Source organism: Pseudomonas sp. LAIL14HWK12:I7, from assembly GCF_000483465.1.
GTDB classification, from domain to species: Bacteria; Pseudomonadota; Gammaproteobacteria; order Pseudomonadales; family Pseudomonadaceae; genus Aquipseudomonas; species Aquipseudomonas kermanshahensis.
This window is the reverse complement of record NZ_AXYZ01000017.1, coordinates 41,110-67,725: the sequence shown is the minus strand read 5'-3', so window position 1 is coordinate 67,725 and position 26,616 is coordinate 41,110. Positions and strand designations below refer to the sequence as shown.

At 60.5% G+C, this 26,616-nt stretch carries 23 protein-coding genes and 2 tRNA genes; 23 read left to right on the top strand and 2 right to left on the bottom strand.

Going from position 1 to position 26,616, the window contains the following annotated elements; translation table 11 throughout:
* Nucleotides 1-86 precede the first annotated feature (86 nt).
* Complete coding sequence (gene fur, locus D886_RS0116970) at nt 87-491, top strand: ferric iron uptake transcriptional regulator (RefSeq protein ID WP_027595042.1); 405 nt, start codon at nt 87-89, stop codon at nt 489-491.
* Nucleotides 492-718: 227 nt separating this feature from the next.
* On the opposite strand, the gene recN is transcribed toward fur, so the two are convergent.
* The gene (recN, locus tag D886_RS0116965; RefSeq protein WP_027595041.1) at nt 719-2,392 is read right to left on the bottom strand and encodes a DNA repair protein RecN; all 1,674 of its coding nucleotides are present in this window, start codon (nt 2,390-2,392) and stop codon (nt 719-721) included.
* Between the two features lie 192 nt (nt 2,393-2,584).
* Here recN and grpE point away from each other — a divergent pair, with 192 nt between their 5' ends.
* The 8 genes from grpE to D886_RS0116925 all read left to right on the top strand — a co-directional run bounded on the left by grpE (nt 2,585) and on the right by D886_RS0116925 (nt 13,005).
* Nucleotides 2,585-3,139, top strand: a complete 555-nt coding sequence (gene grpE, locus D886_RS0116960; protein ID WP_027595040.1) for a nucleotide exchange factor GrpE — start codon at nt 2,585-2,587, stop codon at nt 3,137-3,139.
* A gap of 101 nt (nt 3,140-3,240) precedes the next feature.
* On the top strand, nt 3,241-5,166 hold the full coding sequence (gene dnaK / locus D886_RS0116955) for a molecular chaperone DnaK (protein ID WP_027595039.1): 1,926 nt from the start codon (nt 3,241-3,243) through the stop codon (nt 5,164-5,166).
* Between the two features lie 197 nt (nt 5,167-5,363).
* A complete protein-coding gene (gene dnaJ / locus D886_RS0116950; protein ID WP_027595038.1) occupies nt 5,364-6,494 on the top strand; it encodes a molecular chaperone DnaJ in 1,131 nt (376 codons plus the stop codon).
* 13 nt (nt 6,495-6,507) lie between these two features.
* On the top strand, nt 6,508-7,311 hold the full coding sequence (gene dapB, locus D886_RS0116945) for a 4-hydroxy-tetrahydrodipicolinate reductase (protein WP_027595037.1): 804 nt from the start codon (nt 6,508-6,510) through the stop codon (nt 7,309-7,311).
* 323 nt (nt 7,312-7,634) lie between these two features.
* The gene (gene carA, locus D886_RS0116940; RefSeq protein WP_027595036.1) at nt 7,635-8,771 is read left to right on the top strand and encodes a glutamine-hydrolyzing carbamoyl-phosphate synthase small subunit; all 1,137 of its coding nucleotides are present in this window, start codon (nt 7,635-7,637) and stop codon (nt 8,769-8,771) included.
* A gap of 106 nt (nt 8,772-8,877) precedes the next feature.
* Nucleotides 8,878-12,099, top strand: a complete 3,222-nt coding sequence (gene carB / locus D886_RS0116935) for a carbamoyl-phosphate synthase large subunit (protein WP_027595035.1) — start codon at nt 8,878-8,880, stop codon at nt 12,097-12,099.
* Nucleotides 12,096-12,578, top strand: a complete 483-nt coding sequence (greA, locus tag D886_RS0116930) for a transcription elongation factor GreA (RefSeq protein ID WP_008098898.1) — start codon at nt 12,096-12,098, stop codon at nt 12,576-12,578. The genes carB and greA overlap by 4 nt, the downstream gene beginning before the upstream one ends.
* Entirely contained in the window at nt 12,556-13,005 is a 450-nt protein-coding gene (locus tag D886_RS0116925) for an MFS transporter (RefSeq protein WP_081717511.1), read from the top strand. Before greA ends, D886_RS0116925 begins: the two co-directional genes overlap by 23 nt.
* 12 nt (nt 13,006-13,017) lie before the next feature.
* Here D886_RS0116925 and D886_RS0116920 read toward each other — a convergent pair whose 3' ends face one another.
* Nucleotides 13,018-13,326, bottom strand: a complete 309-nt coding sequence (locus D886_RS0116920; RefSeq protein ID WP_027595032.1) for a YhbY family RNA-binding protein — start codon at nt 13,324-13,326, stop codon at nt 13,018-13,020.
* A gap of 102 nt (nt 13,327-13,428) precedes the next feature.
* Here D886_RS0116920 and rlmE point away from each other — a divergent pair, with 102 nt between their 5' ends.
* The 14 genes from rlmE (at nt 13,429) to rpsO (ending at nt 26,422) form a co-directional block, all read left to right on the top strand.
* Entirely contained in the window at nt 13,429-14,055 is a 627-nt protein-coding gene (gene rlmE, locus D886_RS0116915; protein WP_027595031.1) for a 23S rRNA (uridine(2552)-2'-O)-methyltransferase RlmE, read from the top strand.
* A gap of 203 nt (nt 14,056-14,258) precedes the next feature.
* The gene (gene ftsH / locus D886_RS0116910; RefSeq protein WP_027595030.1) at nt 14,259-16,163 is read left to right on the top strand and encodes an ATP-dependent zinc metalloprotease FtsH; all 1,905 of its coding nucleotides are present in this window, start codon (nt 14,259-14,261) and stop codon (nt 16,161-16,163) included.
* An 8-nt stretch (nt 16,164-16,171) separates the two neighbouring features.
* A complete protein-coding gene (gene folP, locus D886_RS0116905; protein ID WP_027595029.1) occupies nt 16,172-17,023 on the top strand; it encodes a dihydropteroate synthase in 852 nt (283 codons plus the stop codon).
* A gap of 16 nt (nt 17,024-17,039) precedes the next feature.
* Entirely contained in the window at nt 17,040-18,380 is a 1,341-nt protein-coding gene (gene glmM / locus D886_RS0116900) for a phosphoglucosamine mutase (RefSeq protein ID WP_027595028.1), read from the top strand.
* A 65-nt stretch (nt 18,381-18,445) separates the two neighbouring features.
* On the top strand, nt 18,446-19,201 hold the full coding sequence (tpiA, locus tag D886_RS0116895) for a triose-phosphate isomerase (RefSeq protein WP_027595027.1): 756 nt from the start codon (nt 18,446-18,448) through the stop codon (nt 19,199-19,201).
* 4 nt (nt 19,202-19,205) lie between these two features.
* Nucleotides 19,206-19,601 carry a preprotein translocase subunit SecG gene (gene secG, locus D886_RS0116890; RefSeq protein WP_027595026.1) on the top strand — a complete coding sequence of 132 codons (396 nt, stop codon included), beginning with the start codon at nt 19,206-19,208 and terminating at the stop codon, nt 19,599-19,601.
* Nucleotides 19,602-19,621: 20 nt separating this feature from the next.
* Nucleotides 19,622-19,707: transfer RNA gene (locus D886_RS0116885), tRNA-Leu, on the top strand.
* 99 nt (nt 19,708-19,806) lie between these two features.
* Nucleotides 19,807-19,883, top strand: a tRNA-Met gene (locus D886_RS0116880).
* 130 nt (nt 19,884-20,013) lie between these two features.
* Nucleotides 20,014-20,472: a ribosome maturation factor RimP gene (gene rimP / locus D886_RS0116875; protein ID WP_033694237.1), complete on the top strand. Its 459-nt coding sequence runs from the start codon at nt 20,014-20,016 to the stop codon at nt 20,470-20,472.
* A gap of 59 nt (nt 20,473-20,531) precedes the next feature.
* Entirely contained in the window at nt 20,532-22,013 is a 1,482-nt protein-coding gene (nusA, locus tag D886_RS0116870; RefSeq protein ID WP_027595024.1) for a transcription termination factor NusA, read from the top strand.
* Between the two features lie 27 nt (nt 22,014-22,040).
* Nucleotides 22,041-24,569 (top strand): translation initiation factor IF-2, encoded by a 2,529-nt coding sequence (gene infB, locus D886_RS0116865; protein ID WP_027595023.1) that lies wholly within the window; start codon nt 22,041-22,043, stop codon nt 24,567-24,569.
* A gap of 116 nt (nt 24,570-24,685) precedes the next feature.
* The gene (rbfA, locus tag D886_RS0116860) at nt 24,686-25,084 is read left to right on the top strand and encodes a 30S ribosome-binding factor RbfA (protein WP_027595022.1); all 399 of its coding nucleotides are present in this window, start codon (nt 24,686-24,688) and stop codon (nt 25,082-25,084) included.
* A gap of 3 nt (nt 25,085-25,087) precedes the next feature.
* Nucleotides 25,088-26,005, top strand: coding sequence for a tRNA pseudouridine(55) synthase TruB (gene truB, locus D886_RS0116855; RefSeq protein ID WP_027595021.1), 918 nt, complete (start codon nt 25,088-25,090; stop codon nt 26,003-26,005).
* Nucleotides 26,006-26,152: 147 nt separating this feature from the next.
* Nucleotides 26,153-26,422: a 30S ribosomal protein S15 gene (rpsO, locus tag D886_RS0116850; protein ID WP_012274241.1), complete on the top strand. Its 270-nt coding sequence runs from the start codon at nt 26,153-26,155 to the stop codon at nt 26,420-26,422.
* Nucleotides 26,423-26,616 lie beyond the last annotated feature (194 nt).

Here is a 26,616-nt window from a genome sequence, read left to right as displayed (position 1 = left end):
TTCCACTATCTTGGCTGGACAACGTAAACCCCGATCATACCCGTATTAAGAGAAGCTGCGAAGCAGCATCGGCGAGAAAGCTGACCATGGTTGAAAATAGCGAATTACGCAAAGCCGGTCTCAAGGTTACCCTGCCTCGAGTAAAGATCCTTCAGATGCTCGATTCTACCGAGCAGCGTCACATGAGTGCCGAGGATGTCTACAAGGCCTTGATGGAAGCTGGTGAGGACGTCGGCCTGGCCACCGTCTACCGCGTGCTGACCCAGTTCGAAGCGGCGGGTCTGGTGGTTCGCCACAACTTCGACGGCGGTCATGCGGTCTTCGAACTGGCGGATGGCGGTCACCACGACCACATGGTCAACGTGGAGAACGGTGAAGTCATCGAGTTCATGGATGCTGAAATCGAGCGGCGTCAGCGCGAGATCGTGGCCGAGCATGGCTACGAGCTGGTGGACCACAACCTGGTCCTCTATGTGCGTAAGAAAAAGTAACGATTTCGATCGTTATAAATAGCAAAGGCGACCTTCGGGTCGCCTTTGTGCTTTTGGGGTAGGAGCAGCCTTGTGCTGCGAAGAGGCCGGTGAAAACACAGTAGGACTGTGCTGCTGCCATTGGCCTTTTCGCAGCACAAGGCTGCTCCTACAGGTAATGCGTAGGCCAGTCATTAAGCAGGTAACGCATAGGTCAGTCATTAAGCAGCTAATGCATAGTCCGGTCACTAAGCCTTGCCGCTGACTACCATCTTGCGTGCATGTGCCAGGGATTCCTTGGTCAGGTCGATGCCGCCCAGCATGCGCGCCACTTCTTCGACCCGTTCGCGTTTACCCAGGCTGGCCACCGCTGTGTGGGTGGTGTCGCTGTGGCGCACCTTGTGCACGAACAGGTGGTGATGCCCTTGTGCCGCGACCTGCGGCAGGTGGGTTACGGTCAGTACCTGGCCGCGGTCACCCAGCCGGCGCAGCAGTTGGCCGACGATCTCCGCAGTAGGGCCGCCGATGCCGACGTCGACTTCGTCAAACACCAGGGTGGGGATACGCGAGGTCTGTGCAGTGATCACCTGGATCGCCAGGCTGATGCGTGACAGCTCGCCACCCGACGCGACCTTGGCCAGGCCTTTGAGTGGCTGGCCGGGGTTGGCGCTCACCAGCAGTTCGATTTGCTCGAGGCCGTGGGGCGACAGGTCGTTGCCTTCGTTGGGGGTAAGCTCGATGCAGAAGCGACCACCCGGCATACCCAGGCGTTGGACTTCTTGCTCGACGGCGACCGCCAACTGTTGCGCGGCCTGCTGGCGCAAGGCGCTCAGCTCGCGAGCCCGCTCTTTATAGTGCTGGGCATAGGCGGCCAGCTCTTCGCCCAGGCGCTCGATCGATTCGTCGCTGGCGTTCAAGCCTTCCAGCTCTTCCATCAAGCGCTGCTGCAGATGCGGCAGTTCGGTGGGGTGCACGCGGTGTTTGCGGGCCAGGGTGTAGATAGTGTCGAGGCGCTCTTCCAGGGCCTGCAGGCGCATGGGGTCGGCGTCGAAGTGATCCAGGAAGCGGTTGAGCTCGCCCACGGCTTCTTCGACCTGAATCTGCGCGCTGGCAATCAGGTTGGCGGCTTCGCCCAGTGCCTTGGGTGAATTGGTGGCGGCACCCAGCCGATTGAGGCTGGAGGTGAGGGCGCTGAGCACGTTGCCCGAGTCGCTCTCGCTGCACTGGTCGATGACCTGGCGGCAGATGCCGAACAGGGCTTCGGCGTTGGTCAGGTTTTTGTGTTCCTGCTCCAACTGCACCAGCTCGTTTTCGCCCAGGCCGAGGTTGTCCAGCTCCTCGAGCTGATAGCTCAACAGCTGGTGGCGGGCGCGTTGCTCGTCACCGGAATTGGACAGGCGCTCCAGCTCCAGGCGGGTCTGGTTCCAGCGCTTGGCGGCCAGTTGCACCTGGCGGGCCAGGTCGATGGCGCCGGCGTATTCGTCCAGCAGGCGCCGATGGGTGTCGGTTTTGAGCAGCGACTGGTGCTCGTGCTGGCTGTGGATGTCGATCAGCAGTTCGCCAAGCGATTTGAGGTCGCTGAGCGGGCAAGGCGTGCCATTGATGTAGCCACGGCTGCGGCCTTCGGCGGTGATCACTCGGCGCAGGATGCACGGGCCGTCGTTGTCCAGGTCACGCTCGGCCAGCCAGGTGCTGGCTTCGGGGATGTCTGCCAGGTCGAAGGTGGCGAGGATGTCCGCCTTGTCTGCCCCGGGGCGCACCACGCCGCTGTCTGCGCGGTCGCCGAGGGCCAGGCCGAGGGCGTCGAGCATGATCGATTTGCCTGCGCCGGTCTCGCCGGTGATGACGGACATGCCGCGGGCAAGTTCGAGGTCAAGGTGTTCGACGATGGCGTAGTTGTGAATGGACAGGTGCACCAGCATGGGGCGGCTCCCGAAGGTTCAGGTCTGGTTATTTATACAGTACTTTTTTCCGCCCTGACAATGCCCGCTCACAGATTCTCATGTGGCGCGGAAAACCACGCTGCCCCTTGAAGCTGGTTTTTCCGGCCCCATATAGCCGACAACAAAGGCGAGCCTGGCTCGTAATCCAGAAATTTGCGCAGGAGAGACCCAATGGCTGACGAACAGCTGAATGAGAAAGACCTTAACGTCGAAGAAACCGGTGCAGATACTGTCGGCGCCCGTGTTCTGGAGCTCGAGGAACAGCTGGCCGCCGCCAAGGATCAGTCGCTGCGCGCTGTTGCCGATTTGCAGAACGTGCGCCGTCGCGCCGAGCAGGATGTCGAGAAGGCCCACAAGTTCGCCCTGGAGAAGTTCGCGGGTGACCTGCTGCCAGTAATCGACAGCCTGGAGCGCGGCCTGGAACTGTCCAATGCCGACGACGAAAGTATCAAGCCGATGCGTGAAGGCATCGAGCTGACCCTGAAAATGTTCCACGACACCCTCAAGCGCTACAACCTTGAGCCTGTCGACCCGCACGGCGAACCGTTCAACGCTGAGCACCATCAGGCCATGGCCATGCAGGAAAGCGCCGACGTAGAGCCCAACAGCGTGCTCAAGGTGTTCCAGAAAGGCTACCTGCTCAACGGCCGCCTGCTGCGCCCCGCCATGGTGGTGGTCAGCAAGGCGCCAAGCGCAGCTCAGCCTTCGATCAATGAACAGGCTTGAAATCCTCCGGGGCAACCCCATCTAGGTGTCAAGCCTTCAAGTATTACCGCAGTTGGCCAAAGTAGTCGCTGCTACCAAATTCAAGTTTCGGGAGAGTTAACATGGGTAAAATCATCGGTATCGACCTGGGGACCACCAACTCGTGCGTCTCCATCCTGGAAAACGGTAACGTCAAAGTCATCGAAAACGCCGAGGGTGCGCGTACTACCCCTTCGATCGTGGCCTACGCCAACGATGGCGAAATCCTGGTGGGTCAGTCGGCCAAGCGCCAGGCTGTCACCAACCCGCACAACACCCTGTTCGCAGTGAAGCGCCTGATTGGCCGCCGCTTCGAAGAGGATGTCGTGCAAAAAGACATTCAGCTGGTTCCGTACAAGATCGCCAAGGCCGACAACGGTGACGCCTGGGTTGAAGTCAACGGCCAGAAAATGGCACCGCCGCAAATCAGCGCCGAAGTGCTGAAGAAAATGAAGAAGACCGCCGAAGACTACCTCGGCGAGCCTGTCACCGAAGCGGTCATCACCGTTCCGGCCTACTTCAACGACAGCCAGCGCCAGGCTACCAAAGACGCCGGCCGCATCGCCGGTCTGGACGTCAAGCGCATCATCAACGAGCCGACCGCTGCTGCACTGGCGTACGGCATGGACAAGGCCAAGGGCGACCACACTGTCATCGTTTATGACCTGGGTGGCGGTACCTTCGACGTTTCGGTCATCGAAATCGCCGAAGTCGACGGTGAGCACCAGTTCGAAGTACTGGCGACCAACGGTGACACCTTCCTGGGTGGCGAAGACTTCGACATGCTGCTGATCGACTACCTGGTCGAGGAGTTCAAGAAAGAGTCCGGCATGAACCTGAAGGGCGACCCTCTGGCCATGCAGCGTCTGAAAGAAGCCGCGGAAAAGGCCAAGATCGAGCTGTCTTCCGCTCAGTCGACCGACGTCAACCTGCCGTACATCACTGCAGACGCCACCGGTCCTAAGCACCTGAACGTGAAGATCTCCCGCGCCAAGCTGGAGTCGCTGGTAGAAGGGCTGGTGCAGCGCACCATCGAGCCTTGCCGCATCGCGCTGAAAGACGCTGGCATCGAAGCCAGCAAGATCGACGACGTGATCCTGGTCGGTGGCCAGACCCGTATGCCGCTGGTACAGAAAACCGTTGCTGACTTCTTCGGCAAGGAAGCACGCAAGGACGTCAACCCGGACGAAGCCGTCGCCATGGGCGCCGCTATCCAGGGTGCCGTTCTGGCCGGTGACGTCAAAGACGTTCTGCTGCTGGACGTCAGCCCGCTGACCCTGGGTATCGAAACCATGGGTGGCGTGATGACCGCGCTGATCGAGAAAAACACCACCATCCCGACCAAGAAGTCGCAGGTGTTCTCGACTGCCGACGACAACCAGGGCGCAGTGACCATTCACGTGCTGCAGGGTGAGCGTAAGCAAGCTTCGCAGAACAAGTCGCTGGGCAAGTTCGACCTGGCTGACATCCCGCCAGCACCGCGTGGTGTTCCGCAGATCGAAGTGACCTTCGACATCGACGCCAACGGCATCCTGCACGTCGGCGCGAAAGACAAGGCCACCGGCAAGACCCAGTCGATCGTGATCAAGGCCAACTCCGGCCTGTCCGACGATGAAATCGAGAAAATGGTGCGTGATGCCGAGGCCAACGCCGAGGAAGACCGCAAGTTCGAAGAGCTGGCCGGTGCCCGTAACCAGGGTGATGCGCTGGTTCACTCGACCCGCAAGATGGTCGCAGATGCAGGTGACAAGGTCACCGCTGAAGAAAAAACTGCCATCGAAGCTGCCGTCGTTGCCCTGGAAGCCGCTGTAAAAGGCGACGACAAGGCCGCGATCGACGCCAAGGTCGAAGAGCTGTCCAAGGTGTCGGCACCGGTTGCCCAGAAGATGTACGCCGAGCAGTCGGCCGAACAGCCTCAGGGCGGCGCGCAGCAGGCCGAGCCGGAAGCCAAGCACGATGACGTGGTTGACGCCGAGTTCGAAGAAGTAAAAGGCGACGACAAGAAGTAATCGTTGCATGTTGTCGGCCAGCTCACCGGCGGTTGTCGGTGAGCTGGTAGGATGTCGCCGCGCGGGGGCTTGCTCCCGCGTTGGCGTATCTGGAATTCGAGAATTTTTACAGCATCTGTCAGGGCCATTCGTGGTGTTTGGGCGGGTGCTGATGGCGCGGCGCAGATGCCGAACGCCCAACAAGGTGCAAATGACCTATGTCCAAGCGTGATTATTATGAGGTCCTGGGTGTCGAGCGCGGCGCCAGTGAAGCTGACCTGAAAAAGGCCTATCGCCGCCTGGCGATGAAGTTCCACCCGGACCGCAACCCAGGCGACAAAGAGTCGGAAGACAAGTTCAAGGAGGCCAACGAGGCCTACGAAGTGCTGTCTGACGCCAGCAAGCGCGCGGCGTTCGACCAGTACGGCCACGCCGGCGTCGACCCAAGCATGGGCGGCGGTGGTGCAGGCTTCGGCGGCGCCAACTTCTCTGACATCTTTGGTGATGTGTTCAGTGACTTCTTCGGTGGCGGCGGCGGCCGCGGCGGTGGTCGTGGTGGTGCCCAGCGTGGCAGCGACCTGCGCTACACCCTGGAGCTGAACCTGGAAGAAGCGGTGCGTGGCACCACGGTCAGTATCCGCGTGCCGACGCTGGTCAATTGCACGCCTTGCGACGGTTCTGGCGCGAAGAAGGGCTCGACCCCGTCGACCTGCCCGACGTGCGGCGGTATTGGCCAAGTGCGTATGCAGCAAGGCTTCTTCTCGGTGCAGCAGACCTGCCCGCGTTGCCATGGCCAGGGCAAGATCATTACCGACCCTTGCAATTCGTGCCATGGCGAAGGCCGTGTCGAGGAATACAAGACGCTGTCGGTCAAGGTGCCTGCAGGTGTCGATACCGGCGACCGCATTCGCCTGTCGGGCGAAGGCGAGGCCGGTACCCACGGTGGCCCGACTGGCGACCTGTACGTGGTGATCAATGTGCGTGAGCACGAGATCTTCCAGCGTGATGGCAAGCACCTGTACTGCGAAGTGCCGATCAGCTATACCGATGCAGCGCTGGGTGGCGAGCTGGAAGTGCCAACCCTCGATGGCCGCGTGAAGCTGAAGATTCCGGAAGGTACCCAGACCGGCAAGCAGTTCCGCTTGCGTGGCAAGGGTGTTGCGCCGGTGCGCGGTGGCGGTGCCGGTGACCTGCTGTGCCGTGTGGCGGTGGAAACCCCGGTCAACCTCAGCCGTCGTCAGCGCGAGCTGCTCGAAGAGCTGCGTGATTCGCTGGAAGGCGACAGCTCCCATTCGCCCAAGGCCAGTGGCTGGTTCGACGGTGTAAAGCGCTTCTTCGGCGATCTCTGACAAGGAAATAGCGATGCGACGTATTGCAGTGATGGGTGCAGCAGGGCGGATGGGCAAAACCCTCATCGAGGCCGTGCAGCAAACGCCAGGAGCCGGGTTGACGGCGGCGATCGATCGCCCTGACAGCTCGCTGGTCGGGGCTGATGCAGGTGAGCTGGCGGCCCTCGGTCGGATCGGCGTGCTGCTGTCCGATGACCTGGCCAAGGTTGCCGACGAATTCGACGTGCTGATCGACTTCACCCACCCTTCGGTAACCCTGAAGAACCTGGCCTTCTGCCGCAAGCACGGTAAGGCGATGATTATCGGCACCACCGGTTTCAGCGTCGAAGAGAAGCAATTGCTGGCTGACGCGGGCAAGGAAATCCCGATCGTGTTCGCCGCCAACTTCAGTGTGGGCGTCAACCTCAGCCTCAAGCTGCTGGACATGGCGGCGCGGGTGCTGGGTGATGATGTCGACATCGAGATCATCGAAGCGCACCACCGTCACAAGGTCGATGCGCCGTCGGGTACTGCGCTGCGCATGGGCGAAGTGGTTGCCAATGCGTTGGGCCGTAACCTGCAGGAAGTGGCAGTGTATGGCCGTGAAGGCCAGACCGGCGCGCGTGATCGCAAGACTATTGGCTTCGCCACCGTGCGTGCCGGTGATGTGGTGGGTGACCACACCGTGCTGTTCGCCGCTGAAGGCGAGCGCCTGGAGATCACCCACAAAGCGTCGAGCCGCATGACGTTCGCCAAGGGTGCGGTACGTGCCGCGCTGTGGCTGGATGGGCGCGAGCCGGGCCTGTACGACATGCAGGACGTTCTGGGGCTGCACTGATCCTTGCTGTGTTGCTGATGGCCCAATCGCCGGCAAGCCGGCTCCCACAGGGGAGTGCAAGCCTTCGGGTTGGTGCTGACTGGTGGGAGCCGGCTTGCCGGCGATGGGGTGCAAGGCACCCCCTGTCGCAATCATGTGTTTTAGAGGCACATATACGGTAGACCCAAAAAGCACTTTTCTGTAAGCTACAGCTTTAGTGTGTCCACTAAAAGCGCGCAGCGAATTGAATTCAGCACATGAAAGCGGGGTGACGTGTCCATACGTCACTCCGCTTTTTTGCAACCTGCGATCGCCCTTTCATGCTTGATTTACGGGAGGTCTTCTTGACAAAGCCAGCCATACTCGCCCTTGCCGACGGCAGTATTTTTCGCGGTGAAGCCATCGGTGCCGACGGTCAGACCGTTGGTGAGGTGGTGTTCAACACCGCTATGACCGGCTACCAGGAAATCCTTACAGACCCTTCCTACGCCCAGCAAATCGTTACCCTGACCTATCCGCACATCGGCAACACCGGTACTACCCCGGAAGACGCCGAGTCGAACCGTGTCTGGTCTGCCGGCCTGGTCATCCGTGACCTGCCGCTGCTGGCCAGCAACTGGCGTAACACCCAGTCGCTGCCGGACTACCTCAAGGCCAACAACGTCGTCGCCATCGCTGGCATCGACACCCGTCGCCTGACCCGTATCCTGCGTGAAAAGGGCGCTCAGAATGGCTGCATCCTCGCCGGTGACAACATCAGCGAAGAAGCCGCCATCGCCGCCGCCCGCGGCTTCCCAGGCCTCAAGGGCATGGACCTGGCCAAGGTCGTCTCCACCAAAGAGCGCTACGAGTGGCGCTCCAGCGTGTGGGAACTGAAAACCGACAGCCACCCAACCATCGAAGCCTCCGAGCTGCCGTACCACGTGGTCGCCTTCGACTACGGCGTCAAGCTGAACATCCTGCGCATGCTGGTGGCCCGTGGCTGCCGCGTGACCGTGGTGCCTGCCCAGACCCCGGCCAGCGAAGTGCTCGCGCTCAACCCCGATGGCGTGTTCCTGTCCAACGGCCCTGGCGATCCGGAGCCTTGCGACTACGCGATCCAGGCAATCAAGGAAATCCTTGAAACCGAGATCCCGGTGTTCGGCATCTGCCTCGGCCACCAGCTGCTGGCCCTGGCCTCCGGCGCCAAGACCGTCAAGATGGGCCACGGCCACCACGGTGCCAACCACCCGGTCCAGGACCTGGACACCGGCGTGGTCATGATCACCAGCCAGAACCACGGTTTCGCCGTCGACGAAGCCACCCTGCCGGGCAACGTCCGCGCCATCCACAAGTCGCTGTTCGACGGTACCCTGCAGGGCATCGAGCGCACCGACAAGAGCGCGTTCAGCTTCCAGGGCCACCCTGAAGCGAGCCCAGGCCCGACTGACGTCGCGCCACTGTTCGATCGTTTCACCGATGCCATGGCCAAGCGCCGCTGAGCATCCTGCATCAAGGCCCCGGGCCGGCTTGCGCCGCGCCCGGAAGCGCCTGACCCAGATTGTTCAAGACGGCTTGCCGACTGACCCGCGGATTTGAGTGACAACCATGCCAAAACGTACAGACATCAAAAGCATCCTGATTCTCGGCGCTGGCCCGATCGTGATCGGCCAGGCCTGCGAATTCGACTACTCCGGCGCCCAGGCTTGCAAAGCCCTGCGCGAGGAAGGTTTCCGCGTCATCCTGGTGAACTCCAACCCGGCCACCATCATGACCGACCCGGACATGGCCGACGCCACCTACATCGAGCCGATCAAATGGCAGTCGGTGGCCAAGATCATCGAAAAAGAGCGCCCAGACGCGGTGCTGCCGACCATGGGTGGCCAGACCGCGCTGAACTGCGCCCTGGACCTGGAGCGCCATGGCGTTCTGGAAAAGTTCGGCGTAGAGATGATCGGCGCCAACGCCGACACCATCGACAAGGCAGAAGACCGCTCGCGCTTTGACAAGGCGATGAAGGACATCGGCCTGGAGTGCCCGCGCTCCGGTATCGCCCATAGCATGGAAGAGGCCAATGCGGTCCTCGAGAAGCTCGGCTTCCCGTGCATCATCCGCCCGTCGTTCACCATGGGCGGCACCGGTGGTGGTATCGCCTACAACCGTGAAGAATTCGAAGAAATCTGCGCCCGTGGTCTGGACCTGTCGCCGACCAAAGAGCTGCTGATCGACGAATCGCTGATCGGCTGGAAGGAATACGAGATGGAGGTGGTCCGTGACAAGAAGGACAACTGCATCATCGTCTGCTCGATCGAAAACTTCGACCCGATGGGTGTGCACACCGGTGACTCGATCACCGTTGCGCCAGCGCAGACCCTGACCGACAAGGAATACCAGATCATGCGCAACGCCTCGCTGGCGGTGCTGCGTGAAATCGGTGTCGAAACCGGCGGTTCCAACGTGCAGTTCGGTATCTGCCCGAACACCGGCCGCATGGTCGTGATCGAGATGAACCCGCGCGTATCGCGTTCGTCGGCCCTGGCTTCCAAGGCTACCGGCTTCCCGATCGCCAAGATCGCCGCCAAGCTGGCCGTCGGCTACACCCTCGACGAACTGCAAAACGACATCACCGGTGGCCGCACCCCGGCGTCGTTCGAGCCGTCGATCGACTACGTCGTCACCAAGCTGCCACGCTTCGCCTTCGAGAAATTCCCGAAAGCCGACGCCCGCCTGACCACCCAGATGAAATCTGTGGGTGAAGTCATGGCCATCGGTCGTACCTTCCAGGAATCCCTGCAGAAAGCCCTGCGCGGCCTGGAAGTCGGTGCCTGCGGCCTGGACCCGAAAGTCGACCTGGCCAGCCCAGAAGCTGCCAGCATCCTCAAGCGCGAACTGACCGTGCCGGGTGCCGAGCGTATCTGGTATGTCGCTGACGCCATGCGTTCGGGCATGACCTGCGAAGAAATCTTTGCCCTGACCGGCATCGACATGTGGTTCCTGGTTCAGATGGAAGACCTGATCAAGGAAGAAGAGAAGGTCAAGACCCTGGCCCTGTCGGCCATCGACAAGAACCTGATGCTGCGCCTCAAGCGCAAAGGCTTCTCGGACCAGCGCCTGGCCGTACTGCTCGGTATCACCGACAAGAACCTGCGTCGCCACCGTCACAAGCTGGAAGTGTTCCCGGTCTACAAGCGCGTCGACACCTGCGCTGCCGAGTTCGCCACCGACACCGCCTACCTGTATTCGACCTACGAGGAAGAGTGCGAGGCCAACCCGTCGACCCGCGACAAGATCATGATCCTGGGTGGCGGCCCTAACCGTATCGGCCAAGGCATCGAGTTCGACTACTGCTGCGTACACGCGGCACTGGCCCTGCGTGAAGACGGTTACGAGACCATCATGGTCAACTGCAACCCAGAAACCGTCTCCACCGACTACGACACCTCCGACCGCCTGTACTTCGAGCCGCTGACCCTGGAAGACGTGCTGGAAGTCTGCCGCGTCGAGAAGCCGAAAGGCGTCATCGTGCACTACGGCGGCCAAACCCCGCTGAAACTGGCCCGCGCCCTGGAAGAAGCCGGCGTACCGATCATCGGTACCAGCCCGGACGCCATCGACCGTGCCGAAGACCGTGAGCGTTTCCAGCAGATGGTTCAGCGCCTGAACCTGCTGCAGCCGCCAAACGCTACCGTGCGCAGCGAAGAAGAAGCGATCCGCGCTGCGGGCGGTATCGGTTACCCACTGGTCGTGCGCCCGTCGTACGTACTGGGTGGGCGCGCCATGGAAATCGTCTACGAACTGGACGAGCTCAAGCGCTACCTGCGTGAAGCGGTACAAGTGTCCAATGACAGCCCGGTGCTGCTCGACCACTTCCTCAACTGCGCCATCGAGATGGATGTGGATGCGGTCTGCGACGGCACCGACGTGGTGATCGGCGCGATCATGCAGCACATCGAGCAGGCGGGTGTTCACTCCGGTGACTCGGCGTGCTCGCTGCCACCGTACTCGCTGCCGGCTCACGTGCAGGACGAAGTCCGCGAACAGGTCAAGAAAATGGCCCTGGAGCTGGGCGTGGTCGGCCTGATGAACGTGCAGCTGGCCCTGCAGGGCGACAAGATCTACGTGATCGAAGTCAACCCGCGCGCCTCGCGTACCGTACCGTTCGTCTCCAAGTGCATCGGCACTTCGCTGGCGATGATCGCGGCCCGCGTCATGGCTGGCAAAACCCTGAAAGAGATCGGTTTCACCAAAGAAATCATCCCGAACTTCTACAGCGTCAAGGAAGCCGTCTTCCCGTTCGCCAAGTTCCCAGGGGTTGACCCGATCCTCGGCCCTGAGATGAAATCGACCGGTGAAGTCATGGGCGTCGGTGACAGCTTCGGTGAAGCCTTCGCCAAGGCCCAGATGGGTGCCAGCGAAGTGCTGCCGACCGGCGGTACTGCGTTTATCAGCGTGCGTGACGACGACAAGCCACAAGTGGCTGGCGTTGCCCGCGACCTGATCGCCCTGGGCTTCGAAGTGGTTGCCACTGCCGGCACCGCCAAGGTTATCGAGGCGGCTGGCCTGAAAGTGCGCCGTGTGAACAAAGTGACCGAAGGTCGCCCGCACGTGGTCGACATGATCAAGAACGACGAAGTGTCGCTGATCATCAACACCACCGAAGGCCGTCAGTCGATCGCTGATTCCTACTCGATTCGTCGCAATGCGCTGCAGCACAAGATTTACTGCACCACCACCATTGCGGCCGGTGAAGCCATCTGCGAAGCGTTGAAGTTTGGTCCTGAGAAGACCGTTCGTCGCTTGCAAGATCTGCATGCAGGACTTAAAGCATGAGCATTACCAAGTACCCGATGACCGTCCAGGGCGCTCGCGCCCTGGAAGAAGAGCACCTGTTCCTGAGCAAGACCGAGCGCCCGCGCCTGAGCCAGGCGATTGGTGAGGCGCGCGAGCTGGGCGATCTCAAGGAAAACGCCGAATACCATGCCGCCCGTGAGGAGCAGGGCATGGTCGAGGCGCGTATCCGCGACATCGAAGGCCGCCTGCAGAACTCGGTCGTGATCGACGTGACCACGATCCCTCACACCGGCAAGGTGATTTTCGGCACCACCGTGGTGCTGGCCAACACCGAAACCGATGATGAAGTGACCTACCAGATCGTCGGCGAGGATGAAGCCGACGTGAAACAGGGCAAGCTTTCGAGCGGCGCACCCATTGCCCGTGCCATCATCGGCAAGGAAGAAGGTGATACCGTCGTCGTCAAGACGCCAAGTGGCACGGTCGAGTACGAGATTGTCGAAGTCAAACACATCTGATCGGCGCCTGCGGGCGCCATCCCTTGAAGGGATCCTCTGGCAGCTGGCCCAGGTATTCTGGGTTGGCGGCTTGTGGGTGTTTCATGTGGGGCTGGTGCCCGCGCTCAAGGTCACTGGCCTAGCGCCCCTGCTGGTGCAGGATGTCGCTGGGCAGATCGACCGCTGGTTGATTGGCGTGGCCTTGCTAGGCTTGTTGACCCAGCTGGCGGTATTGGCGAGGGTAGAGGGGCTGTCTGCCTGGTGGCGGCAGTTCCGTGGCCAGATGCTGTTGCTCGGCTTCGGTGCTTGCGTGGGGTATTACACCTTGCGCTACGGCATTTCAGTGGGCGAGCGCTGGCAGATGTTTTGTTTCCTGGTACTGGGCTTTTCCGGCATCGTGCTGGTGGCCCAACCCGTACCGGTCAGGGCGCGCCAGGCGCGCCACTGATCGGAGCCGCTATTATTTGAAGCGGTGGATGTTGGACAGCTGTTTGTTCGGCTGTGGGTTCTTCCGGTAGATCAGCGCTTTCTTGCCGATGGTCTGCACCAGTTCGGCGCGGCCAACCTTGCACAATTCGGCAATGGCGGCGGCACGTTCTTCACGATCTTCGGAGCGAATCTCGACTTTGATCAGTTCATGATCGGCGAGTGCGCGTTCCAGTTCGGCGGCAACGCCTTCGTTAACACCGTTGCCAGCAACGATCAGGACCGGCTTCAGGTCATGACCAATGGACTTGTATTGCTTCTTCTGCTCGTTATTGAGCGGCATAATCTGACCCTTTCCGTCTGATTCTGTAAAATTGACAGGCATTTTACCCGAGGGCCCCTGGCTCCGCCCAGTCAATCACGACGCATATCATCGAGGTGCCCCGTGGTACAACGTTCCAAAAGCAGCGCTAACTGGCTGCGAGAGCATTTTAACGACCCTTTTGTGAAGCAAGCGCAGAAGGATGGCTACCGCTCGCGTGCGAGCTACAAACTGCTTGAGATCCAGGAAAAGGACCGTTTGATCCGTCCTGGCATGAGTGTGATCGACCTCGGCGCAGCCCCGGGTGGCTGGTCGCAGGTGACCAGTCGTCTGATTGGTGGCCAAGGGCGCCTGATCGCCTCCGACATCCTTGAAATGGACTCGATTCCTGACGTTACCTTCATTCAAGGCGACTTCACCCAGGATGCAGTCCTGCAGCAGATTCTCGACGCAGTCGGTGATTCTCACGTAGACCTTGTGATTTCCGACATGGCCCCCAATATGAGTGGTACGCCTGAAGTGGATATGCCGCGCGCCATGTTCCTGTGCGAATTGGCACTGGACCTGGCAACCCGCGTGCTCAAGCCTGGTGGTGACTTCCTCATCAAGATTTTCCAGGGCGAAGGCTTCGACATGTACCTGAAGGACGTGCGCACCAAGTTCGACAAGGTACAGATGCGTAAGCCGTCGTCTTCGCGGGATCGTTCGCGTGAGCAGTACCTGCTGGGCAAAGGTTTCAAAGGCGTGTGAAAGGCGTGCCACGGGGTGGTCGATAGTTAATTCCAATCGGCCGCCCCGTCTGTATCGTCCGAACTTCGTGTAGTCTAGGTTTCACAAAGGGTTACAGACGGTGCCTGCGGATGCGTAGGTAATGTAGTAAGTTAGGGCGATGAATATCATGCGAGGCACGGCTGCGTCGTGCGCCGGCCTCAGAGGGTAGCGAATTGAACGACATGGCAAAGAATCTGATCCTGTGGTTGATCATCGCAGCTGTCCTGGTGACAGTGATGAACAACTTCTCCAGCCCTAACGAGCCGCAGACCCTCAACTACTCCGACTTCATCCAGCAGGTTAAAGACGGGAAAGTCGAGCGCGTGACCGTCGACGGCTACATCATTACCGGCAAGCGTGCCGACGGCGACAACTTCAAGACCGTGCGCCCGGCCATTACCGACAACGGCCTGATCGGCGACCTGGTCGACAACCACGTGGTCGTCGAAGGCAAGCAGCCTGAGCAGCAGAGCATCTGGACGCAGTTGCTGGTCGCCAGCTTCCCGATCCTGGTGATCATTGCCGTGTTCATGTTCTTCATGCGCCAGATGCAAGGTGGCGCGGGCGGCAAGGGCGGGCCGATGAGTTTCGGCAAGAGCAAGGCGCGCCTGCTGTCCGAAGACCAGGTCAAGACTACCTTGGCTGACGTCGCCGGTTGCGACGAAGCCAAGGAAGAAGTCGGCGAGCTGGTCGAATTCCTGCGCGACCCGGGCAAGTTCCAGCGCCTCGGCGGTCGTATTCCGCGCGGCGTGCTGATGGTTGGCCCACCCGGTACCGGTAAGACCCTGTTGGCCAAGGCCATTGCAGGTGAGGCGAAAGTGCCGTTCTTCACCATTTCCGGTTCGGACTTCGTCGAAATGTTCGTCGGTGTCGGTGCCAGCCGTGTGCGTGACATGTTCGAGCAGGCCAAGAAGCACGCCCCGTGCATCATCTTCATCGACGAAATCGACGCCGTTGGTCGCCACCGTGGCGCCGGCATGGGCGGTGGTCACGATGAGCGTGAGCAAACCCTCAACCAGTTGCTGGTAGAGATGGACGGCTTCGAAATGAACGATGGCATCATCGTCATTGCCGCCACCAACCGTCCGGACGTGCTGGACCCTGCGCTGCTGCGTCCTGGTCGCTTCGACCGTCAGGTCGTTGTGGGCCTGCCAGACATCCGTGGCCGTGAGCAGATTCTTAAAGTGCACATGCGCAAGGTGCCGATTGGCGAGAACGTCAACCCGGCGGTCATTGCCCGTGGTACCCCAGGCTTCTCCGGTGCAGACCTGGCCAACCTGGTCAACGAAGCTTCGCTGTTTGCCGCGCGCTCCAACAAGCGCCTGGTCGAAATGAAAGAGTTCGAGCTGGCCAAAGACAAGATCATGATGGGCGCCGAGCGCAAGACCATGGTCATGTCCGAGAAAGAAAAACAGAACACCGCCTACCACGAAGCCGGTCATGCCATCGTCGGTCGTCTGGTGCCTGAGCATGACCCGGTCTACAAGGTGTCGATCATCCCCCGTGGTCGTGCCCTGGGTGTCACCATGTTCCTGCCTGAGGAAGACCGTTACAGCCTGTCCAAGCGCGCGCTGATCAGCCAGATCTGCTCGTTGTACGGCGGCCGTATCGCCGAAGAAATGACCTTGGGCTTCGATGGCGTCACCACCGGTGCCTCCAACGACATCATGCGCGCCAGCCAGATTGCCCGGAACATGGTCACCAAGTGGGGCCTCTCCGAGAAACTCGGCCCGCTGATGTATGCCGAAGAAGAGGGCGAGGTGTTCCTCGGCCGTAGCGCCGGCAGCCAGCACGCCAGCGTCTCGGGTGAAACCGCCAAGCTGATCGACTCGGAAGTGCGCAGCATCATCGACCAGTGCTACGCCACGGCCAAGCAGCTGCTCACCGACAACCGCGACAAGCTCGATGCCATGGCCGAAGCGCTGATGAAGTACGAGACCATTGACGCCGACCAGATCGACGACATCATGTCGGGTCGTACCCCTCGCGAACCGCGGGACTGGGATGGTGACTCGGCTTCGGGCAACCCTGCAGCTCAGGGTGACCGCCCGGAATCGCCAATCGGCGGCCCAGCGGCTCAACACTAAGGGCATCTATGAGTTCAGTGCAGTACCCAACCCGGTTGCCTTGCGGCAACCGGGTTCTTGATTTGTCGCGTACCCATGTCATGGGTATTCTCAATATCACCCCCGACTCATTCTCCGATGGCGGGCGCTTCAGCCAGCGCGATGCTGCGCTGCGCCATGCCGAAGCCATGGTTGCCGCGGGCGCCACGCTGATCGACATCGGTGGCGAATCGACGCGCCCTGGCGCGCGCGCGGTGTCCGTGATCGAAGAAATCGAACGCGTGGCACCGATGGTCGAGGCGATCAACAGTCGTCTGGACGTGGTCATTTCGGTCGATACCTCCACGCCTGCGGTCATTCGTGAATCCGCACGGCTGGGGGCTGGCCTGATCAACGACGTTCGTGCCCTGGAGCGCGATGGCGCGCTTGATGCGGCGGCGGACACCGGCCTGCCGGTGTGCCTGATGCATATGCGCGGTGAGCCGGGCAATATGCAGGACGACCCGCACTACGATGATGTGACGGCCGACGTAACGCGATATCTTGAACAGCGGATGGCCGCCTGTGCTGCGGCGGGCATCCCTGCAGACAAAATCATTCTTGACCCGGGCTTCGGTTTCGCCAAGACATTGGCGCATAACCTAAGCCTGTTCAAACACATGGAAGCGCTCTATCGCCTTGGGCGCCCACTGCTGGTGGGCGTTTCACGAAAGAGCATGATCGGCCTGACGCTGGATCGTCCGGTCGGCGAGCGTCTGTACGGCAGCCTGGCGCTGGCAGCGTTGGCCATGACCAAGGGCGCGAGCATCCTTCGCGTTCATGATGTGGCCGAAACTGTCGATGTAGTGCGCATGATCGCTGCGGTACAAAACGCCGAATAAGAACATTGGAGCCGCTATGAGCAGAAAATACTTTGGTACCGACGGCATTCGTGGCCGCGTCGGCGAATACCCGATCACGCCGGACTTCATGCTGAAACTCGGCTGGGCCGCCGGCATGGCCTTCCGCAAACAGGGCCACTGCCGTGTGCTGGTGGGCAAGGACACGCGTATTTCCGGTTACATGTTCGAGTCCGCACTTGAGGCGGGGTTGTCTGCAGCCGGTGCCGACGTGATGCTGCTCGGGCCGATGCCGACACCGGCCATCGCCTACCTTACGCGTACGTTCCACGCTGAAGCCGGTATCGTCATCAGTGCCTCGCACAACCCGCACGACGACAACGGCATCAAGTTCTTCTCCGGGCAAGGCACCAAGCTGCCTGACGAAGTCGAGTTGATGATCGAGGAATTGCTCGATCAGCCCATGACGGTGGTCGAGTCGAGCAAGCTGGGCAAGGTTTCGCGCATCAACGACGCCGCCGGCCGCTACATCGAGTTCTGCAAGAGCAGCGTGCCCTCGAGCACCAGCTTCGAAGGCCTCAAGCTGGTGGTCGATTGTGCCCATGGTGCCACCTACAAGGTCGCGCCGAGCGTGTTCCGCGAGCTGGGTGCTGACGTGACCATTCTGCATGCTCAGCCAGATGGCCTGAACATCAACGAAGGGTGCGGTTCGACCCATATCGAGTCGCTGCAGGCGGCCGTGCTGGTCGGTCATGCTGACCTGGGCATCGCCTTTGACGGCGACGGCGATCGGGTGCTGATGGTCGACCACACCGGTGCCATCATCGACGGTGACGAACTGCTGTTCATCATCGCCCGTGATCTGCACGACCGCGGCAAGCTGCAGGGCGGGGTAGTGGGTACGCTGATGAGCAACCTGGGCCTTGAGCTCGCGCTCAAGGATCTGGATATCCCGTTTGTGCGGGCCAAGGTCGGCGACCGTTACGTCATGGCCGAACTGCTCGAGCGCGAGTGGCTGATCGGTGGCGAAAACTCCGGGCATGTCGTGTGCTGCAACCACACCACCACCGGTGATGCGATCATTGCCGCGCTGCAGGTGCTGATGGCGCTCAAGCGTCGCGGCGAGACCCTGGCCCAGGCCCGTCAGGCCCTGCGCAAGTGCCCTCAGGTGTTGATCAACGTGCGCTACGGGGCAAGCAAGGTCGACCCGCTGGAGCACCCTGCAGTCAAGGAAGCCAGTGCGAAGGTGACCGAGGCGATGGCCGGTCGCGGGCGTGTGTTGCTGCGCAAGTCCGGGACCGAGCCGTTGGTGCGCGTCATGGTCGAAGGCGATGACGAAAGTCAGGTTCGCGCCCATGCCGAAGCGCTGGCGAAACTGGTCGGCGAAGTTTGTGTCTGAAGGCGCTTGCCAGCGCAGATCTGGTTGGGTAAGATCTGCGCCCACTTTGACCGACGAGGTAAAGCATGCGTCGCCCTATGGTAGCTGGTAACTGGAAGATGCACGGTACCCGCGCCAGCGTCGCTGAGCTGACCGAGGGCTTGAGCAATCTCGCCCTGCCGAGCGGAGTGGAAGTCGCGGTGTTTCCGCCGGCCTTGTTCATCAATCAAGTGATTGATGGCCTGGCAGGTAAAGAAATAACTGTCGGCGCACAGAATTCTGCTGTACAACCCGAACAGGGTGCGCTGACCGGCGAAGTTTGTCCGGAACAGCTGGCCGAAGTGGGCTGCAAGTTGGTGTTGGTTGGGCATTCGGAGCGTCGCCAGATCATTGGTGAAACCGACGAAGTGCTTAACCGCAAGTTTGCAGCCGCACAGGCTAAAGGTTTGAAGCCGGTGCTGTGCATAGGGGAAACCCTTGAAGAGCGCGAGGCTGGCAAGACACTCGAAGTTGTCGGGCGTCAACTAAGCAGTATCATCGAAGCGTTCGGTGTTAAGGCTTTTGCCAATGCAGTAATTGCTTATGAGCCTGTATGGGCCATCGGCACTGGCTTAACGGCCACGCCACAGCAGGCTCAGGATGTGCACGCCGCCATTCGTAGTCAGTTGGCGGCAGAAGATGCTGAAGTGGCTGCGAAGGTGCAGCTGCTCTACGGCGGCAGCGTGAAGGCGGCCAATGCGGCCGAACTGTTCGGCATGCCGGATATCGATGGGGGGCTCATTGGTGGAGCGTCCCTGAACGCAGACGAATTCGGTGCAATTTGTCGCGCCGCAGGAAACTGAACAAATGCTGGAAACAGTCATCGTTGTTTTTCATCTGTTGGCAGCGCTGTCGCTAGTAGTGCTGGTACTGTTACAACAGGGTAAAGGTGCGGAAGCAGGTGCATCTTTCGGCGCAGGGGCCTCAAACACTGTGTTCGGAAGCCAAGGTTCTGCAACCTTCCTAAGTAAATTCACTGCAATACTCGCTGCCACTTTCTTTTTGACAGCACTTGGGTTAGGATACTTCGCCAAGGAACAAGCTCACAAGCTGACCCAGGCGGGCCTTCCAGATCCAGCAGTATTGGAAGTGAAAGAGCAGAAGCCGGCAGTAAATGATGATGTACCGGTGCTCCAACAGCAGAAGAGCGAAACCGCCCCTACAACGGGTGATGTACCTCCTCCGGCAGAAGAGCAGAAGTAACGGGTTTCAAATGTAGTATTGCCGAGGTGGTGGAATTGGTAGACACGCAACCTTGAGGTGGTTGTGCCCATAGGGTGTAGGGGTTCGAGTCCCCTTCTCGGTACCAATTGAAGCAAGAGAGCCCGCTTTATGCGGGCTTTCTTGTAGGTGGAGGTCGGATTGACCCAGCACTGGGTTCAGTCTTATACTTTCGCCCCAGCTTTGTCGCGGGGTGGAGCAGCTTGGTAGCTCGTCGGGCTCATAACCCGAAGGTCGTTGGTTCAAATCCAGCCCCCGCAACCAGCTTCAGCGGAGCCCCTTTTCAGGGGCTTTTTGCTAGCCGAACAGTTTTCGGCGTCGTTGTCCAACGGCGCTTTCAGGGATGGGCGCTTCGCCCATTTTTTATTTGCACAGCATGCACGAGGGGGTTCAGGTGTCGAGCAAGCTAGAACAGTTGCAGGCCTTGTTGGCCCCGGTTGTCGAGGGTCTGGGCTATCAGTGCTGGGGGATCGAGTACGTTTCCCAGGGTAAGCATTCGGTACTGCGCATCTACATCGATAAGGAAGACGGGATCCTGGTTGACGACTGCGAAGCGGTCAGCCGTCAGGCCAGCGCCATTCTTGATGTGGAAGATCCGATCAGCAGTGAATATACCCTTGAAGTGTCGTCTCCAGGCATGGATCGCCCGCTGTTCACTCTGGAACAGTTTGCCTCGCATGCCGGCGAACAAGTGAAGATCAAGCTGCGCTCACCCTTCGAGGGTCGTCGTAACTTCCAGGGCCTTCTCCGCGGTGTGGAGGAGCAGGATGTGGTGGTCCAGGTGGACAATCAAGAGTTCCTGTTGCCGATCGACTCGATCGACAAGGCCAATATTATTCCCAGTTTTGACTGAGACGTGCCGGGCCCGGCGGACTATCCGGGCCCAATGGCTTGCGCAAGGCGAGGCGTACGATGAGCAAAGAAGTACTGCTGGTTGTTGAATCGGTATCCAACGAAAAAGGTGTACCGCCCGGCGTCATTTTCGAAGCGCTGGAAGTGGCCCTGGCCACTGCAACCAAAAAACGTTTTGAGGACGAAGTCGACCTGCGTGTGGAAATCAACCGCCACACCGGTAGCTACGAGACCTTCCGTCGCTGGACCGTGGTCGATGAAGCCGATCTTGATGATCCGGCGATCGAGACCTGGTTGAGCAAGATCCACGAAACCCACCCTGAAGCCAAGGTCGGTGACGTGATCGAGGAGAAGATCGAGTCTATCGAGTTCGGTCGTATCGCCGCCCAGACCGCCAAGCAGGTCATCGTGCAGAAGGTCCGTGAGGCCGAGCGCGCCCAGGTGGTCGATGCCTACCGCGAACGCGTGGGTGAGATCATCTCCGGTACCGTCAAAAAAGTTACCCGCGACAACGTCATCGTTGACCTGGGCAACAACGCCGAGGCCTTGTTGGCTCGCGAAGACATCATTCCCCGCGAGACTTTCCGTGTGGGTGTGCGCCTGCGTGCACTGCTCAAGGAAATCCGCACTGAAAACCGTGGCCCTCAGCTGATCCTGTCGCGCACTGCGCCACAGATGCTGATCGAGCTGTTCCGCATCGAAGTGCCGGAAATTGCCGAGGGTCTCATTGAAGTCATGGCTGCATCCCGTGATCCGGGGTCGCGAGCCAAGATCGCCGTCCGCTCCAAGGACAAGCGTATCGACCCGCAAGGTGCCTGTATCGGCATGCGCGGTTCGCGCGTCCAAGCCGTATCCGGAGAGTTGGGTGGTGAGCGTGTGGATATCGTCCTCTGGGACGATAACCCGGCGCAGTTCGTCATCAACGCTATGTCGCCGGCTGAAGTCGCGGCGATTATCGTTGACGAGGATGCCCATGCCATGGACATCGCCGTCGCCGAAGACAACCTTGCCCAGGCCATTGGTCGTGGCGGTCAGAACGTTCGTTTGGCCAGTCAGTTGACCGGCTGGACCTTGAACGTGATGACCGAAAAGGACATCCAGGCCAAGCAGCAAGCAGAAACCGGTGACATCCTGCGCAATTTCATCGATGAACTGGAAGTCGACGAGGAGCTGGCCCAAGTGCTGGTCGACGAAGGCTTTACCAGCCTCGAAGAAATTGCCTACGTACCGTTGGAAGAAATGCTCAACATCGATGGCTTTGACGAAGATATCGTCAATGAGCTCCGCGCTCGAGCCAAGGACCGTTTGTTGACCAAGGCCATCGCTACCGAAGAAAAACTGGCAGACGCCCATCCGGCCGAAGACCTGCTCTCCCTTGAGGGCATGGACAAGGACCTGGCGGCGGAACTGGCGGTGCGCGGCGTGGTTAACCGCGAAGACCTGGCCGAGCAGTCGATTGACGACCTGCTCGACATCGACGGCATCGACGAAGAGCGTGCCGGCAAGTTGATCATGGCCGCCCGAGCCCACTGGTTCGAGTAATTAGGCGCGGCCTGAGGAGAGAAGTGCATGACGCAAGTCACGGTGAAAGAACTGGCCCAAGAGGTCGAGGCACCGGTAGAGCGCCTGCTGCAGCAGATGCGTGAGGCAGGTCTGCCGCACACCGACGCCGGTCAGGTAGTGACCGACAATGAGAAGCAGACCCTGCTGACTCATTTGAAAAGCAGCCACAAGAGCAAGGCGGAAGAGCCGCGCAAGATTACCTTGCAGCGCAAGACCACCAGCACGCTGCGTGTCGCCGGTAGCAAAAGCATCAGCGTAGAAGTACGCAAGAAGAAAGTATTCGTTCAGCGCAGCCCGGAAGAAATCCAGGCTGAGCAAAAACGCGAGCAAGAAGAGCGCCGTGCGGCCGAAAACGCTGCGCGCGACAAGGTTGACGCCGAAGTTCGCCAGCGCAACGAAGAGCAGGCCCGTCGTCACGCTGATGCCGCCCCTGCGGCCCCAGCTGCCAAACCGGCTGCCGCTGCTAGCGCTGCTGCACCTGCCCCGGCACCTGTAGTCGCTGACGCGCCTGCATCGGAAGATGCCGCCGCACGTGCCGCCGAACGCAAAAAAGACGAGACCCGTCGCAACGAAAGCCGCACTCGCGATGACGACCGTCGTCGTGGCGAAGCGCCTCGTGTGTCGATCAAGGTCAAGGTCAAGGAAAAGGAAAAGGCGCCGACTCCGCGTGCTGCTCCGCGTACCACCGACGAAGAGAGCGATGGCGCTCGTCGTGGTCGTGGTGGCAAGGGCAAGCTGAAGAAGCGTAATGCTCACGGCTTCCAGAACCCGACCGGCCCCGTCATCCGTGACGTGACCATCGGCGAGACCATCACGGTCTCGGAACTGGCCAACCAGATGTCCGTCAAGGGCGCTGAAGTGGTCAAGTTCATGTTCAAGATGGGCACCCCGGTTACCATCAACCAGGTGCTCGACCAGGAAACCGCTCAGCTGATCGCAGAAGAGCTGGGCCACAAGGTGACCCTGGTCAGCGATACCGCCCTGGAAGACTCCCTGGCCGAATCGCTGAAGTTCGAAGGCCAAACCGAATCGCGTGCCCCGGTCGTTACCGTCATGGGCCACGTTGACCACGGTAAGACCTCGCTGCTCGACTACATCCGTCGTGCCAAGGTTGCTGCTGGCGAAGCCGGCGGTATCACCCAGCACATCGGCGCCTACCACGTGGAAACCGACCGCGGCATGGTCACCTTCCTCGATACCCCGGGCCACGCTGCGTTCACTCAGATGCGTGCTCGTGGTGCCAAGGCGACCGACATCGTCATCCTGGTGGTGGCGGCGGACGACGGCGTGATGCCGCAAACCCGTGAAGCCGTTCAGCATGCCAAGGCTGCTGGCGTCCCACTGGTTGTCGCAGTGAACAAGATCGACAAGCCAGGTGCTGACCTCGACCGCATTCGCAACGAGCTGTCCGTCGAAGGCGTTACCTCCGAGGACTGGGGTGGTGACACGCCGTTCGTCAAGGTTTCGGCCAAGATGGGTACCGGTGTTGACGAACTGCTCGAAGCCGTTCTGCTGCAGGCCGAGATCCTCGAACTGACCGCTACCCCGACCGCTCCAGGTCGTGGTGTCGTCGTCGAATCGCGCCTGGACAAGGGCCGCGGCCCAGTGGCGACCATCCTGGTTCAGGACGGTACGCTGCGTCAGGGCGACATGGTCCTGTGCGGCTCCAACTATGGCCGCGTACGTGCCATGCTCGACGAGAACGGCAAGCCTGTGAAGGAAGCTGGCCCGTCGATCCCGGTCGAGATCCTTGGCCTGGACGGTACCCCGGAAGCCGGTGACGAGCTGTCGGTGGTGGCTGACGAGAAGAAAGCCCGCGAAGTTGCCCTGTTCCGTCAAGGCAAGTACCGCGAGGTCAAGCTGGCCCGTGCTCACGCTGGCAAGCTGGAAAACATCTTCGAGACCATGGGTCAAGAAGAGAAGAAGACCCTCAACATCGTCCTCAAGACCGACGTACGTGGTTCCCTGGAAGCACTGCAGGGTTCGCTCGGCGGCCTGGGCAACGACGAAGTTCAGGTTCGCGTGATCGGTGGCGGCGTAGGTGGTATCACCGAGAGCGACGCCAACCTGGCGCTGGCGTCCAACGCGGTGCTGTTCGGCTTCAACGTGCGTGCCGATGCCGGTGCGCGCAAGATCGTCGAGCAGGAAGGTCTGGATATGCGTTACTACAACGTGATCTACGACATCATCGAAGACGTCAAGAAAGCCCTGACCGGCATGCTCGGCAGCGATGTTCGCGAGAACATCCTGGGTGTCGCCGAAGTACGTGACGTGTTCCGTTCGCCGAAGTTCGGCGCCATCGCTGGCTGTATGGTCATCGAAGGTACCGTGTACCGCAACCGTCCGATCCGCGTACTGCGCGAAGACGTTGTGATCTTCGAAGGCGAGCTGGAATCGCTGCGTCGCTTCAAGGACGACGCTGCCGAAGTACGTTCGGGCATGGAGTGCGGTATTGGCGTCAAGAGCTACAACGACGTCAAGGTCGGCGACAAGATCGAAGTCTTCGAGAAAGTCCAGGTGGCTCGTACCCTCTAAGGGCGAGCTTGCCGCAAGCCCCCGCTACAGGGCGGTTGGCGGCGCCTTTATAGGTAGCGCCCGGTCAGGCATCAGCCTGACCGGGCGTTTGCCGCTTTAAGTTACAGGTAGCAAGAATGGCCAAAGAATATAGCCGTACCCAACGTATCGGTGATCAGATGCAGCGCGAGCTGGCTGAACTGATCCGCCGCGAAGTCAAGGACCCACGTGTGGGTCTGGTGACCATCACTGCCGTGGACGTCAGCCGCGACCTGGGCCATGCCAAGGTGTACATCACCGTCATGGGCGAGGAAACGCCAGACGCCGTGAAGCAGTCGCTGAAGGCGCTGAACAGCGCTGCCAGCTTCCTGCGTCTGCACCTGGGGCGTTCGATGCAACTGCGCAGCGTCCCCCAGCTGCATTTCCACTTCGATGAAAGCGTCAGCCGCGGTGTACACCTGTCGGCGCTGATCGAGCGTGCAGTGGCCGAAGACCGCTTGCACAAGGATACCGACGAGCTGGACACCAAGGAGTAAGCGGTGGCCCAGGTCAAACGTATTCGCCGCAACGTCAGCGGCATCATCCTGCTCGACAAGCCGCTCGGCTTTACCTCCAACGCGGCACTGCAGAAGGTCCGCTGGTTGCTCAATGCGGAGAAGGCTGGCCACACTGGCAGCCTCGATCCGCTGGCCACCGGCGTGCTGCCACTGTGCTTCGGCGAAGCGACCAAGTTTTCGCAGTACTTGCTCGATTCCGACAAGGGCTACGAAACCGTCATGCAGATGGGGCAGACTACCAATACTGCCGATGCTGAAGGCGAGGTTTTGCAGACCCGTGAGGTGACCGTTGGTCGTGCCGACATCGAGGCCCTGCTGCCACGTTTTCGCGGCCCAATCAGCCAGATACCGCCGATGTACTCGGCACTCAAGCGCGATGGCCAGCCGCTGTACAAACTGGCACGTGCTGGAGAGGTAGTGGAGCGCGAGGCGCGTTCTGTTACTATTAACCGCTTGGAGTTGCTCGAGTGCGAAGGCACCCGTGCACGGCTCAGTGTAGGATGCAGCAAAGGCACCTATATCCGCACCCTGGTGGAGGATATCGGCGAAGCCCTGGGCTGTGGCGCCTATGTCGCAGAGTTGCGCAGGACCCAGGCCGGGCCCTTCGCACTGGCACAGACGGTGACCCTCGAAGCACTCGAACAGGCCCATGCCGAAGGCGGCAACGAAGCGCTTGATCGCTTCCTGATGCCTTCCGACAGCGGGTTGCAGGACTGGCCAATGGTCAGCCTGTCTGAACACAGTGCGTTCTACTGGCTGCATGGGCAGGCAGTACGCGCGCCGGATGCGCCGCAGTTTGGCATGGTCCGGGTACAAGATCACAACGCGCGCTTCATCGGTATCGGTGAAGTGAGTGAAGACGGGCGCATTGCGCCACGTCGGTTGATTCGGTCGGAATGACCGAAACCGCAGGGCGAGGCTTCGGCTGAACCCTACGGAATCAAGGGTGGCTGTCAGTAGGCACGGTCACACCTTTCTTATTAATACAGGGATTTGTCCCTGGCCTATTGGACCCCGTTCGCGGGATCCGTTATCAGGAGAAGCCAAATGGCCCTCAGCGTTGAAGAAAAAGCTCAAATCGTTACCGACTTCCAGCAAGCAGCTGGCGACACTGGTAGCCCGGAAGTTCAGGTTGCTCTGCTGACCGCGAACATCAACAAGCTGCAAGGCCACTTCAAGGCCAACGGTAAAGACCACCACTCGCGTCGTGGCCTGATCCGTATGGTTAACCAGCGTCGTAAGCTGCTGGACTACCTGAAGGGCAAAGACACCACTCGTTACAGCGCCCTGATCGGTCGCCTGGGCCTGCGTCGCTAATAGCGGCCTGGTCAGTGGTGTGCATGGCGTCTCATGCATTGGCAACGCTGCCTGGCAGCGTTGTCTTTGGGCGCGCCATGCGTATCTCCGAGGCTGGCAGCCTGGTTACGTTGTGCGGTTTTCCGCGCTTCGGCCAGGCTCCCAGCCTCGTGTTGTATCTGGACGGTCAATGGGGCCGATTCCCCGTTCTGCCC

What these genes read in the sequence shown, in the direction of transcription:
- fur (WP_027595042.1), top strand. Translation starts at nt 87, where the DNA reads ATGGTTGAAAATAGCGAATTACGCAAAGCCGGTCTCAAGGTTACCCTG.
- recN (WP_027595041.1), bottom strand. Translation starts at nt 2,392, where the DNA reads ATGCTGGTGCACCTGTCCATTCACAACTACGCCATCGTCGAACACCTT.
- grpE (WP_027595040.1), top strand. Translation starts at nt 2,585, where the DNA reads ATGGCTGACGAACAGCTGAATGAGAAAGACCTTAACGTCGAAGAAACC.
- dnaK (WP_027595039.1), top strand. Translation starts at nt 3,241, where the DNA reads ATGGGTAAAATCATCGGTATCGACCTGGGGACCACCAACTCGTGCGTC.
- dnaJ (WP_027595038.1), top strand. Translation starts at nt 5,364, where the DNA reads ATGTCCAAGCGTGATTATTATGAGGTCCTGGGTGTCGAGCGCGGCGCC.
- dapB (WP_027595037.1), top strand. Translation starts at nt 6,508, where the DNA reads ATGCGACGTATTGCAGTGATGGGTGCAGCAGGGCGGATGGGCAAAACC.
- carB (WP_027595035.1), top strand. Translation starts at nt 8,878, where the DNA reads ATGCCAAAACGTACAGACATCAAAAGCATCCTGATTCTCGGCGCTGGC.
- greA (WP_008098898.1), top strand. Translation starts at nt 12,096, where the DNA reads ATGAGCATTACCAAGTACCCGATGACCGTCCAGGGCGCTCGCGCCCTG.
- D886_RS0116920 (WP_027595032.1), bottom strand. Translation starts at nt 13,326, where the DNA reads ATGCCGCTCAATAACGAGCAGAAGAAGCAATACAAGTCCATTGGTCAT.
- ftsH (WP_027595030.1), top strand. Translation starts at nt 14,259, where the DNA reads ATGGCAAAGAATCTGATCCTGTGGTTGATCATCGCAGCTGTCCTGGTG.
- folP (WP_027595029.1), top strand. Translation starts at nt 16,172, where the DNA reads ATGAGTTCAGTGCAGTACCCAACCCGGTTGCCTTGCGGCAACCGGGTT.
- glmM (WP_027595028.1), top strand. Translation starts at nt 17,040, where the DNA reads ATGAGCAGAAAATACTTTGGTACCGACGGCATTCGTGGCCGCGTCGGC.
- tpiA (WP_027595027.1), top strand. Translation starts at nt 18,446, where the DNA reads ATGCGTCGCCCTATGGTAGCTGGTAACTGGAAGATGCACGGTACCCGC.
- secG (WP_027595026.1), top strand. Translation starts at nt 19,206, where the DNA reads ATGCTGGAAACAGTCATCGTTGTTTTTCATCTGTTGGCAGCGCTGTCG.
- nusA (WP_027595024.1), top strand. Translation starts at nt 20,532, where the DNA reads ATGAGCAAAGAAGTACTGCTGGTTGTTGAATCGGTATCCAACGAAAAA.
- infB (WP_027595023.1), top strand. Translation starts at nt 22,041, where the DNA reads ATGACGCAAGTCACGGTGAAAGAACTGGCCCAAGAGGTCGAGGCACCG.
- rbfA (WP_027595022.1), top strand. Translation starts at nt 24,686, where the DNA reads ATGGCCAAAGAATATAGCCGTACCCAACGTATCGGTGATCAGATGCAG.
- rpsO (WP_012274241.1), top strand. Translation starts at nt 26,153, where the DNA reads ATGGCCCTCAGCGTTGAAGAAAAAGCTCAAATCGTTACCGACTTCCAG.